This is a genomic window from Thiohalophilus sp., from assembly GCF_034522235.1.
Classification (GTDB): domain Bacteria; phylum Pseudomonadota; class Gammaproteobacteria; order UBA6429; family Thiohalophilaceae; genus Thiohalophilus.
On sequence record NZ_JAXHLN010000003.1, the window covers coordinates 1,876,872 to 1,891,409 of the forward strand.

13 protein-coding genes are annotated in these 14,538 nt (G+C 58.7%); 2 read left to right on the top strand and 11 right to left on the bottom strand.

The window, feature by feature from the left end; genetic code table 11:
* Positions 1–18 precede the first annotated feature (18 nt).
* Entirely contained in the window at positions 19–594 is a 576-nt protein-coding gene (gene rpoE, locus U5J94_RS12195) for an RNA polymerase sigma factor RpoE (protein WP_322565904.1), read from the bottom strand.
* Positions 595–823: 229 nt separating this feature from the next.
* Here rpoE and nadB point away from each other — a divergent pair, with 229 nt between their 5' ends.
* Positions 824–2,455 carry an L-aspartate oxidase gene (nadB, locus tag U5J94_RS12200; RefSeq protein ID WP_322565905.1) on the top strand — a complete coding sequence of 544 codons (1,632 nt, stop codon included), beginning with the start codon at positions 824–826 and terminating at the stop codon, positions 2,453–2,455.
* Positions 2,456–2,680: 225 nt separating this feature from the next.
* Here the strand turns inward: nadB and U5J94_RS12205 are convergent, their stop codons facing one another.
* The 6 genes from U5J94_RS12205 to sdhC form a co-directional block, all read right to left on the bottom strand.
* Entirely contained in the window at positions 2,681–3,148 is a 468-nt protein-coding gene (locus U5J94_RS12205) for a protein YgfX (RefSeq protein ID WP_322565906.1), read from the bottom strand.
* Entirely contained in the window at positions 3,111–3,374 is a 264-nt protein-coding gene (locus tag U5J94_RS12210) for a succinate dehydrogenase assembly factor 2 (RefSeq protein WP_322565907.1), read from the bottom strand. The genes U5J94_RS12205 and U5J94_RS12210 overlap by 38 nt, the downstream gene beginning before the upstream one ends.
* Positions 3,375–3,376: 2 nt before the next feature.
* Positions 3,377–4,069 carry a succinate dehydrogenase iron-sulfur subunit gene (locus tag U5J94_RS12215; RefSeq protein WP_322565908.1) on the bottom strand — a complete coding sequence of 231 codons (693 nt, stop codon included), beginning with the start codon at positions 4,067–4,069 and terminating at the stop codon, positions 3,377–3,379.
* Positions 4,070–4,344: 275 nt separating this feature from the next.
* The gene (sdhA, locus tag U5J94_RS12220; RefSeq protein ID WP_322565909.1) at positions 4,345–6,105 is read right to left on the bottom strand and encodes a succinate dehydrogenase flavoprotein subunit; all 1,761 of its coding nucleotides are present in this window, start codon (positions 6,103–6,105) and stop codon (positions 4,345–4,347) included.
* Positions 6,102–6,443, bottom strand: coding sequence for a succinate dehydrogenase, hydrophobic membrane anchor protein (gene sdhD, locus U5J94_RS12225; protein WP_322565910.1), 342 nt, complete (start codon positions 6,441–6,443; stop codon positions 6,102–6,104). Before sdhD ends, sdhA begins: the two co-directional genes overlap by 4 nt.
* Positions 6,440–6,823, bottom strand: a complete 384-nt coding sequence (gene sdhC / locus U5J94_RS12230; RefSeq protein ID WP_322565911.1) for a succinate dehydrogenase, cytochrome b556 subunit — start codon at positions 6,821–6,823, stop codon at positions 6,440–6,442. Before sdhC ends, sdhD begins: the two co-directional genes overlap by 4 nt.
* Positions 6,824–6,960: 137 nt before the next feature.
* On the opposite strand from sdhC, the gene U5J94_RS12235 reads away from it, so the two are divergent.
* Positions 6,961–8,010 (top strand): folate-binding protein YgfZ, encoded by a 1,050-nt coding sequence (locus U5J94_RS12235; protein ID WP_322565912.1) that lies wholly within the window; start codon positions 6,961–6,963, stop codon positions 8,008–8,010.
* A 225-nt stretch (positions 8,011–8,235) separates the two neighbouring features.
* On the opposite strand, the gene lysS is transcribed toward U5J94_RS12235, so the two are convergent.
* The 4 genes from lysS to U5J94_RS12255 form a co-directional block, all read right to left on the bottom strand.
* Positions 8,236–9,756 (bottom strand): lysine--tRNA ligase, encoded by a 1,521-nt coding sequence (lysS, locus tag U5J94_RS12240; RefSeq protein ID WP_322565913.1) that lies wholly within the window; start codon positions 9,754–9,756, stop codon positions 8,236–8,238.
* Between the two features lie 178 nt (positions 9,757–9,934).
* Positions 9,935–11,033, bottom strand: a protein-coding gene (gene prfB / locus U5J94_RS12245) for a peptide chain release factor 2 (RefSeq protein ID WP_416224175.1) whose coding sequence is annotated in 2 segments (ribosomal slippage) — positions 9,935–10,957 and positions 10,959–11,033 — 1,098 coding nt in all. Because the reading frame shifts where the segments join, the coding sequence is not laid out codon by codon here.
* Between the two features lie 461 nt (positions 11,034–11,494).
* Positions 11,495–13,234 carry a single-stranded-DNA-specific exonuclease RecJ gene (gene recJ / locus U5J94_RS12250; RefSeq protein WP_322565914.1) on the bottom strand — a complete coding sequence of 580 codons (1,740 nt, stop codon included), beginning with the start codon at positions 13,232–13,234 and terminating at the stop codon, positions 11,495–11,497.
* A complete protein-coding gene (locus U5J94_RS12255; protein ID WP_322565915.1) occupies positions 13,224–14,273 on the bottom strand; it encodes a hypothetical protein in 1,050 nt (349 codons plus the stop codon). The genes recJ and U5J94_RS12255 overlap by 11 nt, the downstream gene beginning before the upstream one ends.
* Positions 14,274–14,538: the final 265 nt, after the last annotated feature.

The following is a 14,538-nucleotide window of genomic DNA, read 5'->3' on the forward strand; positions in this document are numbered from 1 at the left end:
AGCTTCACCACACAATAATTAACCGAGTAACGGCTTCAGTTTTTTGTCCACTGCCTCACGGGCGCGAAAAATTCGCGACCGCACGGTCCCAATCGGACAATCCATTGCCTCGGCTATTTCTTCATAGCTCATCCCCTCGAGTTCACGCAGGGTAATGGCGGTTTTCAAGTCATCCGGCAGATCCTCGATGGTACGCATAATGACCTGCTGAATCTCATCCCTGAGGGCTTCCTTTTCCGGGGTTGCGTACTCTTTAAGACCCGATTCACCCTCAAAATGTTCCGCGTCGCTGGCCTCAATATCGTCGGCCGGCGGGCGCCGATCCTGGGCAACCAGAAAATTCTTGGCGGTGTTGATCGCAATGCGATACAACCAGGTATAAAAGGCGCTGTCACCCCGAAACCGCGGCAGCGCACGGTACGCCTTGATAAACGTTTCCTGCGCCAGATCCTCCAGCTCCGCATGATTACGCACATAGCGGGACAGCACTTTCATGACCCGCTGTTGATATTTCATCACCAGAATGTCGAAAGCTTTTTTGTCTCCGGCCTGTACACGCTCGACAAGCAATTGATCCGTCGTCTTACCGCCCATTCGGGCCACTTCCCCCTAAAAATGGGCCAGTCACCCGAATACCTGCTATATTGACCGCAATCGCATCGGAGAGTTCGCCTGGCCGCCGGTTTTCTGGTTATATTCCCGGATACAGCGGGAATTGTGACAATTCACGCCGTAATCCGTACAATTCTAATCTTATCTTGCTGCGAGAAGAAATGTTTCGGCAAATCAACCCGGATTCCGACAGCCAGGCCCGATAACAGTCATGCAAATATCAACCGACGTCCTTGTTATCGGCGGCGGCGCCGCCGGCCTCAGCCTGGCCCTGCGACTGGCCGATGATTACTCTATCTCCTTGATTTCAAAAGAGATATTAAAGGAAGGCTCGACCCTCTACGCCCAGGGCGGGGTCGCCGCGGTGCTCGGTCCCGATGACAGCCTGGAATCCCATATCGAGGACACCCTGCAGGCCGGTGCCGGACTCTGCAACGAAGAGGTGGTCCGTTTTACCGTCCAGCATGGCGCCGAAAACATTCGCTGGTTGATCGACAAGGGGCTCGCTTTCACCCGCGACGACGGACAGCCGGGGGAATACCATCTGACCCGCGAGGGCGGCCACTCCCATCGCCGCGTCATTCATGCCACCGATGCCACCGGCAAGGCGATCGAGACCACCCTGGAAAACGAGGTGCGCCGGCACCCCAATATCCACCTCTACGAAAACCATATCGCGGTGGATTTGATCACCGGCGCCAAGCTGGGGCTGGAGCATAACCGCTGTCTGGGCGCCTATGTGCTGGACCGCGAGGCGGACAGGGTCCGGGTCTTTCGGGCCAACCAGACCGTGCTGGCCAGCGGCGGCGCCAGCAAGGTGTATCTGTATACCAGCAACCCCGACACCTCCACCGGTGACGGCATTGCCATGGCCTGGCGCGCCGGTTGCCGGGTCGCCAACATGGAATTCAACCAGTTCCACCCAACCTGCCTGTATCACCCGCATGCCAAGTCGTTTCTGATCACCGAAGCTCTGCGCGGTGAAGGCGGCAAACTGAAATTGCCCGACGGCAGCACCTTTATGGAAAAATTCGATAGCCGCGCTGAACTGGCCCCGAGGGATATTGTGGCACGCGCCATCGACCATGAAATGAAACGCCTGGGGGCCGACTGCGTCTATCTGGATATCAGCCACAAACCGGCCGACTTTATTCGCCAGCACTTCCCAACGGTGTACCAGCGCTGCCTGGAATTCGGTTACGACCTGACCCAGGGGCCCATTCCGGTGGTGCCGGCTGCCCACTACACCTGTGGCGGCATCATGACCGATCTGCATGGCAAAACCGATCTGGACGGCCTCTATGCGATCGGCGAGACCGCCTTCACCGGGCTGCACGGCGCCAACCGCATGGCCAGCAACTCCCTGCTCGAATGCCTGGTCTTCGCCCAGGCCGCCAGCCTGCATATTCGTCAGCAAAAAGCCGAAAACAAACCGGACGAGGTCACCGTTCCCGACTGGGACGAAAGCCGGGTGACCGATTCGGACGAGGAAGTGGTCGTCACCCATAACTGGGATGAGTTACGCCGTTTCATGTGGGACTACGTCGGTATCGTGCGCAGTAACAAGCGTCTGCAACGGGCCGAACACCGTGTGCAATTGCTGCTGTCGGAAATCGATGAATACTACGGCAACTTTCGCGTCACCAACGATCTGCTGGAACTGCGTAACCTTGCCCTGGTAGCCGCGCTGATTATCCGCTCTGCCATGCAACGCCAGGAAAGCCGTGGTCTGCACTACAACATCGATTACCCTCAGCGGGACGAACATCAAACACCCTACAACACCATCCTGCAACCGAATCACCCTGCGGCCGCGACCTCGGCGTTGACGCTGGCGGAATAAAAGTGCTGAGTGCTGAGTGCTGAGTAGGTCACGTTGGCGATAGCCTACGTGACACAACCTCGAACCGAAGCAAGGACTACAACTATTTTTACCACGAAGACGCGAAGTCTCGAAGTAGATTAATTTTCCTTCGTGTCTTCGCGTCTTCGTGGTGAGGTTTTATAAACATCAGATGTCACGCAGGCTATCGCCAGCGCGACCTGCGCTACGACTAACACCCCCTCGTCACTCGTCACTCGTCACTCGGCCCTGTCCGGAAGGGCTGGCATAACGCAGCCTGAGCCATAAAAGGTGCCATTGCGCCCTGGACAGACTGTCGGGTAAGAGTACGATATAAAGTCGTCGTCCGTTTACGGGCTGCAAGTGCAGGATGATCAAGCCGCGGGTGATGTAGGTGGACGGCAACAGGGCCAAATCCGTCCATAACTGTCCATCCGTCCGGTAATCCCAGATGCCGTCAGTACGCCAGATCAACTGTTTTGTCTGCTGACTGTCCCGGTAATGGCGCCACACCTGCCACAGCAGACTGGCCGCCACCGCCGCGAGCAACACAAAATGCAGGCCCGCCGGCAAGGTCAGCGGCTGTAACAACGCCGCGCCGGCCAGCGCGTGCAGTACAATCAGATAGATCAGTAAATAGCGGGAGGGCGTCGGCTCAAGTTCCAGCCGTGTTTCGAATTTGTTCTGCCACATCGGCCACATCCTTGTCGTGCGGGACACCGTGTCCCAGCAAATAGTCCAGTAATTGTTGATCAGGGTACGTCAGCAGTGTTGCCAGGGCGAGTCGCTGTTGTTGGGTCAAACGGAAGAAGTGATTTTCCACAAACGGTTGCAGCATCAGATCCAGTTCCAGCATACCGCGCCGGCATTGCCAGTAAATACGGGATTGCTCCTGTTTGCTGTCCGTCAGTGCATTCATGATCAGAACATATCCTTGACCATCATCTTCTTGATGTTGTTAATCGCTTCGGTAGGATTGAGTCCCTTTGGGCAGACACTGGTACAGTTCATTATGGTATGACAACGAAACAGCCGGAAGGGGCCTTCCAGTTCCTCGAGCCGTTGCGTCCGGGCCTGATCCCGACTGTCGGCCAAAAAGCGATAAGCTTGTAACAACGCCGCCGGGCCCCGGAACTTGTCCGGGTTCCACCAGAACGAGGGGCATTGGGTCGTGCAGCAGCCACAGAGAATGCATTCATACAGGCCGTCGAGCTTTTCCCGCTCCTCGGGCGTCTGCCGGTATTCCACCTCCGGCTCGGGATCGTCGACGATAAGATACGGCTTGACCGCCCGGTAATGGGAAAAGAACTGATCCATGTCCACCACCAGGTCCCGGATCACCGGCATGCCCGGCACCGGCCGCACCACCACCGGCTCCTTCAGCTCCGCCAGCGGCGTCAGACAACCCAGCGCATTGGTCCCGTTAATATTGAGCGCATCGGAGCCGCACACCCCTTCCCCGCAGGAGTGACGAAACACCAGTGTCTCGTCCTGCTCTTTAAGCTTGAGCAGGGCATCCCGCAGCATCATCCCCGGACGCGCCTCCAGTTCGAACTCCTGGATCCAGGGATCCTGGCCGCTTTCGGGATCGTATCGATAGATTTGAAATCGCATCGTGTCAGATCATCAAGGTTATTGAGTTACATTAACAGTATAACTCTAGCCTGGTCTTTATCACTTTTCGAAAAGGGCCGAAGGACGCGTGACGAGGGCCGAGGACCGAGGAAAATCGGCTCACAATCGGGTAGGAGCGCCTTCGGCGCGACAGGCCGTGCAACACGGATAAGTCTGTCGCGGCGCAGCCGCTCCTACGAATTCAGGTCTTCCTCCCTCGTCACGCGTCCCTCGGCCCTTTTCCTGGTACCTGGCCCCTGGTCTCTAGTCCCTGATTAATAGACCCGCTCCTTCGGCGGAAACGAGTCAACTGTCAACGGTTTCAACGTCACCGGCTTGTAATCCAGGCGATGTTGTTCCTTATAGTATAGCGAATGTTTCAGCCAGCGCTGATCGTCCCGGTCGGGATGATCGACCCGCGAATGCGCGCCGCGACTCTCCTGGCGTCCCAGCGCCGAGGCCACGGTGGCAATCGCAATATCCATCAGGTTTTCCAGCTCCAGGGCTTCAATCCGCGCGGTATTGAAGATTTTGCTGTGATCCTTGAGACGCACATCCTGCAGTCGCTGTTCCAGCTGCAATACCTTGTCGAGTCCCTGTTGCAAAACCTCTTCGCTGCGAAATACCCCGCAGTAGTTCTCCATGGTGGTTTGCAATTCCTTTTTCAAAGCCGGAACCGACTCCCCCTCGCCTTTTTGTTCCCAACGCCGCAGGTGCGCCATGGCCTGCTTGACACTGTCGTTGTCCAGTGGCCGGTGATAGCGATTATCGTTCAGGTAGTCGATGATGTCATTGCCGGCAGCCCGACCGAACACCACGATATCCAGCAGCGAGTTGCCACCGAGGCGGTTGGCGCCATGGACCGACACACAGGCGCATTCGCCCACTGCATACAGCCCCGGGATCGACTCCTGACCCTGTGCCACCGGCACGATCACCCGGCCATGGCGATCGGTGGGGATCCCGCCCATCGTGTAATGCGCCGTGGGAAACACCGGAATCGCCTCCTCGGCCGGATCGATGTGCAGGAAGGTTTTCACCGTGTCGCAGATCCCCGGCAGACGCTTGTACAGCACCTCGCGGCCCAGATGATCCAGTTTCAGCAGCACATGTTCCCCATCGGCACCGCAGCCGCGCCCTTCACGCACTTCGGTGGAAATCGCCCGGCTGACCACATCACGGCTGGCCAGATCGCGGGCATGGGGGGCATAGCGCTCCATGAATCGCTCGCCGTCCTTATTAATCAGGTAGCCTCCCTCACCCCGGGCCCCTTCAGTGATCAACATCCCGCGCCCGGCAATGCCGGTCGGATGGAACTGGAAGAACTCCATATCCTGGACCGGTATTCCGGCCCGCAACGCCATCGCCAGTCCATCGCCGGTATTGATATGCGCGTTGGTGTTGGTGCGAAACAACTGCCCCGCCCCGCCGGTGGCCAGCAGGGTGGTCTTGGCCTCGATCAGCAGGGGCTCACCGGTTTCGATCTCCAGCACCAGGGCGCCGAGAATAAAGCCTTCATCATCCTTGATCAGATCAATGGCGAAGTACTCGTCGAAAAAATGGGTCTTGGCGCGAATGTTCTGCTGATAGAGGGTATGCAAAATGGCATGACCGGTGCGATCCGCCGCCGCGCAGGTGCGCGCGGCCTGATCGCCACCGAAGTTCTGACTCTGGCCGCCAAATGGGCGCTGGTAGATCTTGCCGTTATCCAGCCGGCTGAAAGGCACGCCGGCATGTTCCAGCTCTACCACCAGATTCGAGGCCGAGCGGCACATATATTCGATAGCATCCTGATCGCCGAGATAATCGCTGCCCTTGACCGTGTCGTACATGTGCCAGTGCCAGCTGTCGGGCAACACATTGGCCAGTGCCGCATTCATGCCGCCCTGGGCCGCCACCGTGTGCGAACGGGTGGGAAAAACTTTCGAGACCACGGCCACACTGGCTTCGGCCTGGGACAGTTGCAGCGCCGCACGCAAGCCACCACCACCGGCGCCGATCACCAGGGTATCGAATTGTCGTTTTGCAATTGTCATAACGCGACTACCGAAATCAGAATCCACATCGACCAGATACCCAGTGCCAACAAAATCACCAGCAAACAGACCAGAAGCGTAAAGCGCCAGGCCAGCGAGTGAACATAGTCCACCAGAATATCCCGCACCCCAACCCCGGCATGAAACAACAACGCCAGAATAAAGATGGTGGTCGCCACATTGATTGCCGGGTGCGCCAGTAATGCGCGCCAGCTGGCATAATCCAGCGGCGCGTTGACGGCGTAGGTGATCAGAGCCGCGGCAATAAACAGTGTCATATACACGGAGGTCAGCCGCTGCCATAGCCAGGCCCGCAAGCCCTGTCCGTGGAGACTCACAGCAACACTCCCAGCAGCAGTGCGGCCAACACCAGTGCGGCCAGTGCCAGCACCAGCCAGGCACTGGCGCGCGCGGGCGCAAGGCGCATGCCGATATCCAGATCCAGCAATAAAAAGCGAACCCCGGAGAATAGATGGGAAAACAACGCCCAGAGAACGAGCAAAGACAGCAGGCGGATCCAGCCGCATTGCAGAATCTCACTGACCCGTTCAAAACCCTGTTCGCTGTGCAGGGACAAAGAGAACAGAAAGACCACAAACGGCAGCGACAACACCAGCACGGCGCCACTGACGCGGTGCGCAAACGACACGACCCCCATCACGGGCAGATGAATCCTGAACAGGTTAAGAAATTTTGGCCGTACGTTTTTTGTTGTCATTATTGCCAGTTTAGTCGTTTCAGGCGCAACGTCCAGCTATACAAATTCAGCGACGCTCTCGAACTTATGAAGATGCAGTGAGAAATGTTACTATCCGTTATCTGCCAACACATATCAAGCGGGTGAATGGTCAAGTTATGAACAGTGAATGGCAAACATTTCTGGCGCAACAACAGGCCAGCATCGCAGACGATCAGGTCAGTGACTTTGGTGCGCCGCAGGATGAGCTGAGCGCGGCCGACTCGGCCACGGTGATCGCCGATCTCTCCCATCAGGGGATAATTAGCGCCACCGGCAGCGACACCGAGAGCTTCCTGCAGGGACAGTTCACCAACGATGTCCAGCAGGTCACGCCCGAACAGAGCCAGCTGACCGCCTATTGCAGCCCCAAGGGGCGTATGCTCGCCAGCATGCGTCTGTTTCGCCGTGGCGATCACTATTGCCTGACCCTGCCCCGCCCGCTTCTCGAGCCGACGCTCAAACGGCTGCGCATGTTCGTGCTGCGCAGCAACGTGACCCTGGAGGACGCCAGTGATGCGCTGGCCCGTTTCGGTATCGCCGGTCCCGACGCCGAAACGCTGCTCGGCGCCCACCTGCCCGGGCTGCCGGCAGCGGTCGATGAAGTTGTGCAACATCAGGCGTTGACCGTGATCCGTATCCCCGGCACGCAGGCCCGGTTCGAGATTCACGGCCCGGCCGAACAATTAATAGAGCTGTGGCAGGCGCTCCACAATGGCGGCGCGATCCCGGTCGGCTATCCGGCCTGGAGCTGGCTGGATATCATCGCCGGCGTCCCCAGTCTGGACACCGACACCACCGACGCCTTCGTCCCGCAAATGGCCAACCTGCACAGCCTCGGCGGCATCAGCTTCAAAAAGGGCTGCTACACCGGCCAGGAAGTGGTCGCGCGCATGCACTACCTGGGCACCCTCAAGCGCCGCATGTACCGCGCCCACGTCAACCTCGACACCCCGCCCGCCCCCGGCGAACCCCTCTACAGCGCCGACAGCGAGAGCAGCGCCGGTAAAGTGGTCCTTGCCCAGCCCGCACCCAACGGCGGCGTCGATCTGCTCGCCGTGCTGCAAATCAGCAGCGCCGAGGCCGGCCCGATCCACCTGGGCCAGCCCAACGGCCCGCAACTGGAATTTCAGGAACTGCCCTACAGCGTGGCGCTGGAGACCGGCTAGGCTTTCTTACTTAGCGACAATAAAAAACGAAGAGATCGTTCAAAATTCAATCCCTTCGTCACCATTTTTACAATGTTAAATTCTGAATGTTAAATTTTGAATTGAGTGGTATCGGAGTAATTCAAAATTCATAACTCAACATTCAGAATTGTCTTTTCATCCTCTGCGCCTCCGCGTCTCTGCGACCTCCGCGTTTTTTTAACCTACGCCAAAAAGTGGTAAAACTTAGCCGACATCCGGGCGCATGTGCGGGAACAGCAGCACGTCGCGGATCGAGGGGGAGTCGGTGAACAGCATGACCAGGCGGTCGATGCCGATGCCCTCACCCGCGGTCGGGGGCATGCCGTGTTCCAGGGCGGTGACGTAGTCCTCGTCGAAGTACATGGCCTCTTCGTCGCCGGCCTCTTTTTCTTCCACTTGCTGGCGGAAGCGCTCGGCCTGATCCTCGGCGTCGTTGAGCTCGGAGAAACCATTGGCGATCTCGCGGCCGCCGACGAAGAATTCGAAGCGATCGGTGACGAACGGATCGTCGTCATTGCGCCGCGCCAGGGGGGAGACTTCGGTCGGATAGGCGGTAATGAAGGTGGGATCTTTGAGGCGATGCTCGACGGTCTTTTCGAAGATTTCGATCTGGACCTTGCCCAGGCCGTAGCTGTCCTTGAGTTCCACACCCAGCCGTTTGGCATGTTCGCGGGCTTTATCCAGATCATCAAGCTCTTCTGATTTGATATCGGGATTGAAATGCAGGATCGATTCCTTCACGCTCATGCGTGCAAAAGGCTTGCCGAAATCGTACGCCTCGCCCTGATAGGTGATAACCGTATTACCAAGTACGGACTGGGCAGTGTCGCGCAGCATGGCTTCGGTGAGATCCATCAGATCGCGGTAATCCGCATAGGCCTCGTAGAATTCGAGCATGGTGAACTCGGGGTTGTGCCGGGTGGAGAGGCCTTCGTTACGGAAGTTGCGGTTGATCTCAAACACCCGCTCGAAGCCGCCGACCACCAGCCGCTTGAGATACAGCTCCGGCGCGATACGCAGGTAGAGTTCCATATCGAGCGCATTGTGATAGGTGGAAAACGGTCTGGCGGTGGCGCCGCCGGGGATCACCTGCATCATCGGGGTTTCCACTTCCAGAAAGCCGCGCTGGATCAGAAACTCGCGGATATGGCTGATGATCTTCGAGCGGATCTGGAAGGTGGTGCGCGATTCCTCGTTCATGATCAGATCGAGATAGCGCTGGCGATAGCGGGTCTCCTGATCGGAGAGGCCCTTGAACTTTTCCGGCAAGGGGCGCAGGGATTTGGTCAGCAGGCGAACGCTGTCCGCCTTGATGGACAACTCGCCGGTCCTGGTTTTCATCAGCGTGCCTTCGGCGCCGATGATGTCGCCCAGATCCCACTTCTTGAACTGTTCGTTATAGATCCCTTCGGGCAGATCGTCGCGACGCACATAGAGCTGAATGCGACCCGACATATCCTGCACGGTACAGAAGCTCGCCTTGCCCATGATCCGACGCAGCATCATGCGTCCGGCGACACTGACCCGTACCGGGTTGGCCTCCAGCTCCTCGGCGCTCTTCTCGCCGTATTCGGCATGCAGCTCCCCGGCCATCACATTGCGCCGAAAGTCATTAGGAAACGCCACGCCGGACTCGCGTAGCTCGGCCAGCTTGCGCCGGCGTTCCGCGATCAGCTTGTGCTCGTCGACGGGCTGTTCCGGTTGCTGTTCGTTATTATCTGCCATGCGTTATCTCTTTGATCAAAGTTTTCACCACGAAGACACCAAGACACGAAGTAAACATAATTATGTAATTAAATCCCGGTCATGTGACCGTGTTGAGTTTAATGACTGGATTCCGGCATGCGCCGGAATGACGGTTTGTTTACCTCGTTACTCGTAACTCGTCCCTCGGCCCTGTTATTTATAATCCGCTTTTCAGGCTGGCCTCGACGAACTGGTTCAGATCGCCGTCGAGGACGGCCTGGGTGTTGCTGGATTCGACGCCGGTGCGCAGGTCCTTGATGCGGGACTGGTCCAGCACATAGGAGCGGATCTGGCTGCCCCAGCCGATGTCGGATTTGGAATCTTCCAGCGCCTGTCGTTCGGTGGTCTGTTTTTGCAGCTCCATCTCGTACAGCTTGGCCCGGAGCTGGTTCATCGCATGATCTTTATTCTGATGCTGGGAACGCCCGCTCTGGCACTGCACCACGATGCCGGAGGGCATGTGGGTAATGCGCACCGCCGAGTCGGTGCGGTTGACGTGCTGGCCGCCGGCGCCGGAGGCGCGGTAGGTATCGATGCGTAAATCCGCCGGGTTGATATCGACCTCGATCGACTCGTCGACTTCGGGATAAACGAACACCGAGGCAAAGGAGGTGTGACGGCGATTGCCCGAATCGAACGGCGATTTGCGCACCAGCCGATGCACGCCGGTTTCGGTGCGCAGCCAGCCGTAGGCGTATTCACCACTGAACTTGACCGTGGCGCTTTTGATGCCGGCCACTTCGCCTTCGGAGACTTCAATCAGTTCGGTGGTAAAGCCGGCGTTCTCACCCCAGCGCAGGTACATGCGCAACAGGATATTGGCCCAGTCCTGCGCCTCGGTGCCACCGGAGCCGGCCTGGATGTCCATAAAGGCGTTCTTGTCGTCCATCTGCCCGGAGAACATGCGCTGGAATTCGAGCTGTTCGAGGCTTTTTTCCTGGTTGTCGAGATCGGCGATGACCGAGTTGATGGCCTCTTCATCCTGTTCCTCGACCGCCATCTCCAGCAGCTCGTCGGCGTCGTCGAGCCGTTGGGTCAGTGTGGTGATGGTTTCAACGATTTTTTCCAGGCGCGCGCGTTCGCGACCCAGTTCCTGGGCATAGTCAGGCTTGTTCCAGATATCCGGGTCTTCCAGTTCCCGGGTGACCTCGTCCAGCCGTTCGGACTTGATATCGAAGTCAAAGATACCCCCTCAGGGCTTCGAGTCGCCCTTGCATGTCCTTGATACGGGTCTGGATTGCGTTGACTTCCAACATATTGATAAACCACCGGAAAATGTGAGGCACGTATGATACACCAATTCCTGGATCACGACGACAGGGATCTAAACAACTGGTCCAAATTCATGCCCACTTTATACCCTGGCTAATCCTGCAGGTCACGCTGGCGTTAGCCTGCGTGACCCCTCAGCCGATACGCAGATAGGTTCTGGGTCCAGGTGGAGGTGAGGCAATCAGTTGACAGTGAGGCAGGAGCGCCTCCGGCGCGACAGGCCGTGCAACATAGAGACGTCTATCGCGGCGCAGCCGCTCCTACAGATTCGGGTCTTCCTCCCGCGTAACTCGTCCCCTGGTTTTTTTACTAAATTCGTGCCCCCTCATACTCTGGCTCATCATGCAGGTCACGCTGGCGTTAGCCTGCGTGACACCCTGCCGATACGGAGAATGTCAGGTAGCGCGGCGCGCCACCGGACCTACCCCCTCTGCGGAACAGTGATTCAGGCGACAGGACGCAGATAGCGTACCAGCAATTGCAGGTTGCGCTGGCCGCGGTACTCGTTGACGTCCAGCTGATAGACCAGCTCGACCCGATCCACCTCGACCGGCCAGTCGTGGTCCACGTGATTGAAGGCGATCGCGTCGAACAAGCGATCCGGGGCCTCGGGATGGCGCAATACCATTTTCAGATGATGCTCGCCGACGATGCGCCGCTGCACCAGCTCGAACTCGCCATCGAACAGCGGCTCCTCGAAACCCTGCCCCCAGGGGCCGGCCTGGCGGATCGCCTCGGCCAGTTCCAGGGTCATCTCTTCGGCCGCCAGCGGCCCGTCGCTGAAATGCTCACCGCACAGCTCGGCGTCATCCAGGTGGCGACGCACCTCGGCATCGAAGGCGGCGGCAAACGGCTCGAAATTCTCCCGCGGCAGGCTCAGGCCGGCAGCCATGGCATGGCCGCCGAACCGGCTGATCAGATCCGGATGGCGGGTGGCGACGGCATCCAGCGCGTCGCGAATATGCAGCCCGCGCACCGAGCGGGCCGAGCCCTTGATCTCGCCATTGGCGGTAGCCGCGAAGGCGATCACCGGGCGATGCACCTGTTCCTTGACCCGCGAGGCCAGAATCCCGACCACCCCTTCGTGCCAGTTCTCGTCGAACAGGCAGAGCCCGTGCGGCAGGTTCTGCTCGTCCAGCTGCATGGCGTCCAGCAACTGCAGGGCATCCTGCTTCATCGTCGCCTCGACACCGCGCCGCTCGCGATTCAGATTGTCCAGTTGTTGCGCCAGCTCGCGCGCTTTTTGTTCATTCTCCGCCAGCAGGCATTCGATGCCGTGGGACATATCATCCATGCGCCCGGCCGCGTTGAGACGCGGGGCGATAAAAAAACCGATATCGCTGGCGCTCAGCCGCTCGGCCGTCCGCCCGGCCACTTCGATCAACGCGCGAATCCCCGGACGCGCCTGACCGGCGCGCAGCCGCGCCAGCCCCTGCGCCACCAGGATGCGGTTGTTGCGATCCAGCGGCACCAGATCGGCCACCGTGCCCAGCGCGACCAGATCCAGGTACTGCGCCAGGTTGGGTTGTTCAATGCCCTGTTGTTCGAACCAGTCGAGCTCGCGCAATCGCGCGCGCAAGGCCATGAGCAGATAGAACATTACCCCGACGCCGGGCAGTGCCTTGCTGGGAAACGTATCGTCCGGCTGATTGGGATTGAGGATCGCCTCGGCCGCCGGTAATTGCTCGCCGGCCAGGTGATGATCGGTGATTAACACTTTGATGCCCTGCGCGTTGGCCGCCTCCACCCCACTGAGACTGGCAATGCCGTTGTCCACGGTGATGATCAGATCCGGCTGATACTCGCGCGCCACCTCGACAATCTCGGGGGTGAGGCCATAACCGAACTTGAAGCGGTTGGGCACCAGGTAATCGATCTGTTTGAGGCCCATCGCCTGCAAGGCGGCAACGGACAGCGCGGTACTGGTCGCCCCGTCGGCATCGAAGTCCCCGACGATCAAAACCCGTTGCTGTTGTTGCAACGCCTCGATTAACAGATCGACGGCACGATCGATATCCTTGAGCTGTTGATAGGGCAACAGCTTTTGCAACTCGTATTGCAGCTCGTCGGGATCGCGCACTGCCCGCGCGGCAAATACCCGCGCCAGAACCGGATGCAGGTCCGCCGCCAGTGGCGGCAGCTCATCCGGCAACGGGCGGCGCCGGATATGTTGTTCAAGCGCCATCGCTCACCCACTTTGCCAGCGGCCGGCGGCGGCGCCACCAGCGTCGTAACATCTGTTTAGTGAATTGATAGCGCTGGCCGTTGGCCGGCAACAGCGTCAGACGCTGATAACGATTTTTCCGTAATCCTTCCAGCAAGGGTTGCAGCCACAGGTTTTGAAACTGTTCGACGGCACCCACCCAGGCGAAGGGATCCTGCTGGCGCAGGGGTTGCAGGCAATCTTCGATGTCGAGCAGGACCTCGCCATGGCAATCCTGCAGCACTGTCTCGACCGATTCGGGCAAATCCTCGCTGGCGACATCATGAAAGCGGGCCAGCGCGTCGAGCAGCCAGTCGTCAGTATAGACCTGTTGCCAGTGGACAGAGGCTGTATCAGGCTGATGGCCCCCGCCCCACAGCCACAGGCTGTTCACCGTCAGGCGCCCTTCGGCCTCGCGTTGCTGATTGACCGGGTGATCGTACAGCAGCATCTGCACCTCGTTCATCAACCGGTGCCAGTCGGCCGCCGAGTCACCGCGCGGCAGATGGGGATTGATATCCTGCAGAAGAAGTGATGGCAAAGGCGAGGTCTGAAGTCCGGGGGTTTCGGGCAAACTCAGGTACCAGTGATGGGGTTGTCCCATGACCAGCTGCAGGCCGTCCTGGTGAAGATGCCGGTTAATACTGTCGACCAGCTGTTGCGCCTCATCGCTATCCAGACGCAATTCCTGATGACCCCGTAACACGACACTGGTCATATCCACCTGCAGATGAACCGGATCGGCACGCAGGCAATAGTTATCCAGTTGCAGCTGCTGCACCGACTGGCAAACGGCGGCGGCGGGATAATCGCCGGTTGAATCGGGCTCGATACCGAACAGCTGAAACAGGCCGGCGTAAGCGTCGTTAATCGGATCGGGTTTTATATCAGCGCGGGAGAGCGCCTGCTCCAGTACGGTGAAGTCCGGCAACTCGGCAGACGACAGTTGCGACAACACCGGTTGCGGGCCCATCAAGCCGGGGACATAGACTGTTAAATCAAGTCTTGAATCGTCAGTCATAAGTCCTGAATCTCAATTCCCAGTCGGAAGCCTGAAACCCGGGACGCAAGTCGATTTCAGACTTCCGATTTCAGACTGCCGAGTGCTTTATCCCATATTCGCCAGGGATTCGGTGCGTAGAACGCACCCTACAACTGGAAACCGGTTACGTCATGCCGGCAGCATCCAGTCCCGAACCGGGGTGCGCCCTGGATTCCGGCTCAAGGCCGGAATGACGGGAATAAGCTCCCAACACTCAGCACTCAGCACTATTTTATCTGCCGAC

What these genes read in the sequence shown, in the direction of transcription:
- U5J94_RS12235 (WP_322565912.1), top strand. Translation starts at nt 6,961, where the DNA reads ATGAACAGTGAATGGCAAACATTTCTGGCGCAACAACAGGCCAGCATC.
- U5J94_RS12205 (WP_322565906.1), bottom strand. Translation starts at nt 3,148, where the DNA reads ATGTGGCAGAACAAATTCGAAACACGGCTGGAACTTGAGCCGACGCCC.
- nadB (WP_322565905.1), top strand. Translation starts at nt 824, where the DNA reads ATGCAAATATCAACCGACGTCCTTGTTATCGGCGGCGGCGCCGCCGGC.
- recJ (WP_322565914.1), bottom strand. Translation starts at nt 13,234, where the DNA reads ATGGCGCTTGAACAACATATCCGGCGCCGCCCGTTGCCGGATGAGCTG.
- sdhA (WP_322565909.1), bottom strand. Translation starts at nt 6,105, where the DNA reads ATGACAATTGCAAAACGACAATTCGATACCCTGGTGATCGGCGCCGGT.
- lysS (WP_322565913.1), bottom strand. Translation starts at nt 9,756, where the DNA reads ATGGCAGATAATAACGAACAGCAACCGGAACAGCCCGTCGACGAGCAC.
- U5J94_RS12255 (WP_322565915.1), bottom strand. Translation starts at nt 14,273, where the DNA reads ATGACTGACGATTCAAGACTTGATTTAACAGTCTATGTCCCCGGCTTG.
- sdhC (WP_322565911.1), bottom strand. Translation starts at nt 6,823, where the DNA reads ATGACAACAAAAAACGTACGGCCAAAATTTCTTAACCTGTTCAGGATT.
- rpoE (WP_322565904.1), bottom strand. Translation starts at nt 594, where the DNA reads ATGGGCGGTAAGACGACGGATCAATTGCTTGTCGAGCGTGTACAGGCC.
- U5J94_RS12215 (WP_322565908.1), bottom strand. Translation starts at nt 4,069, where the DNA reads ATGCGATTTCAAATCTATCGATACGATCCCGAAAGCGGCCAGGATCCC.
- U5J94_RS12210 (WP_322565907.1), bottom strand. Translation starts at nt 3,374, where the DNA reads ATGAATGCACTGACGGACAGCAAACAGGAGCAATCCCGTATTTACTGG.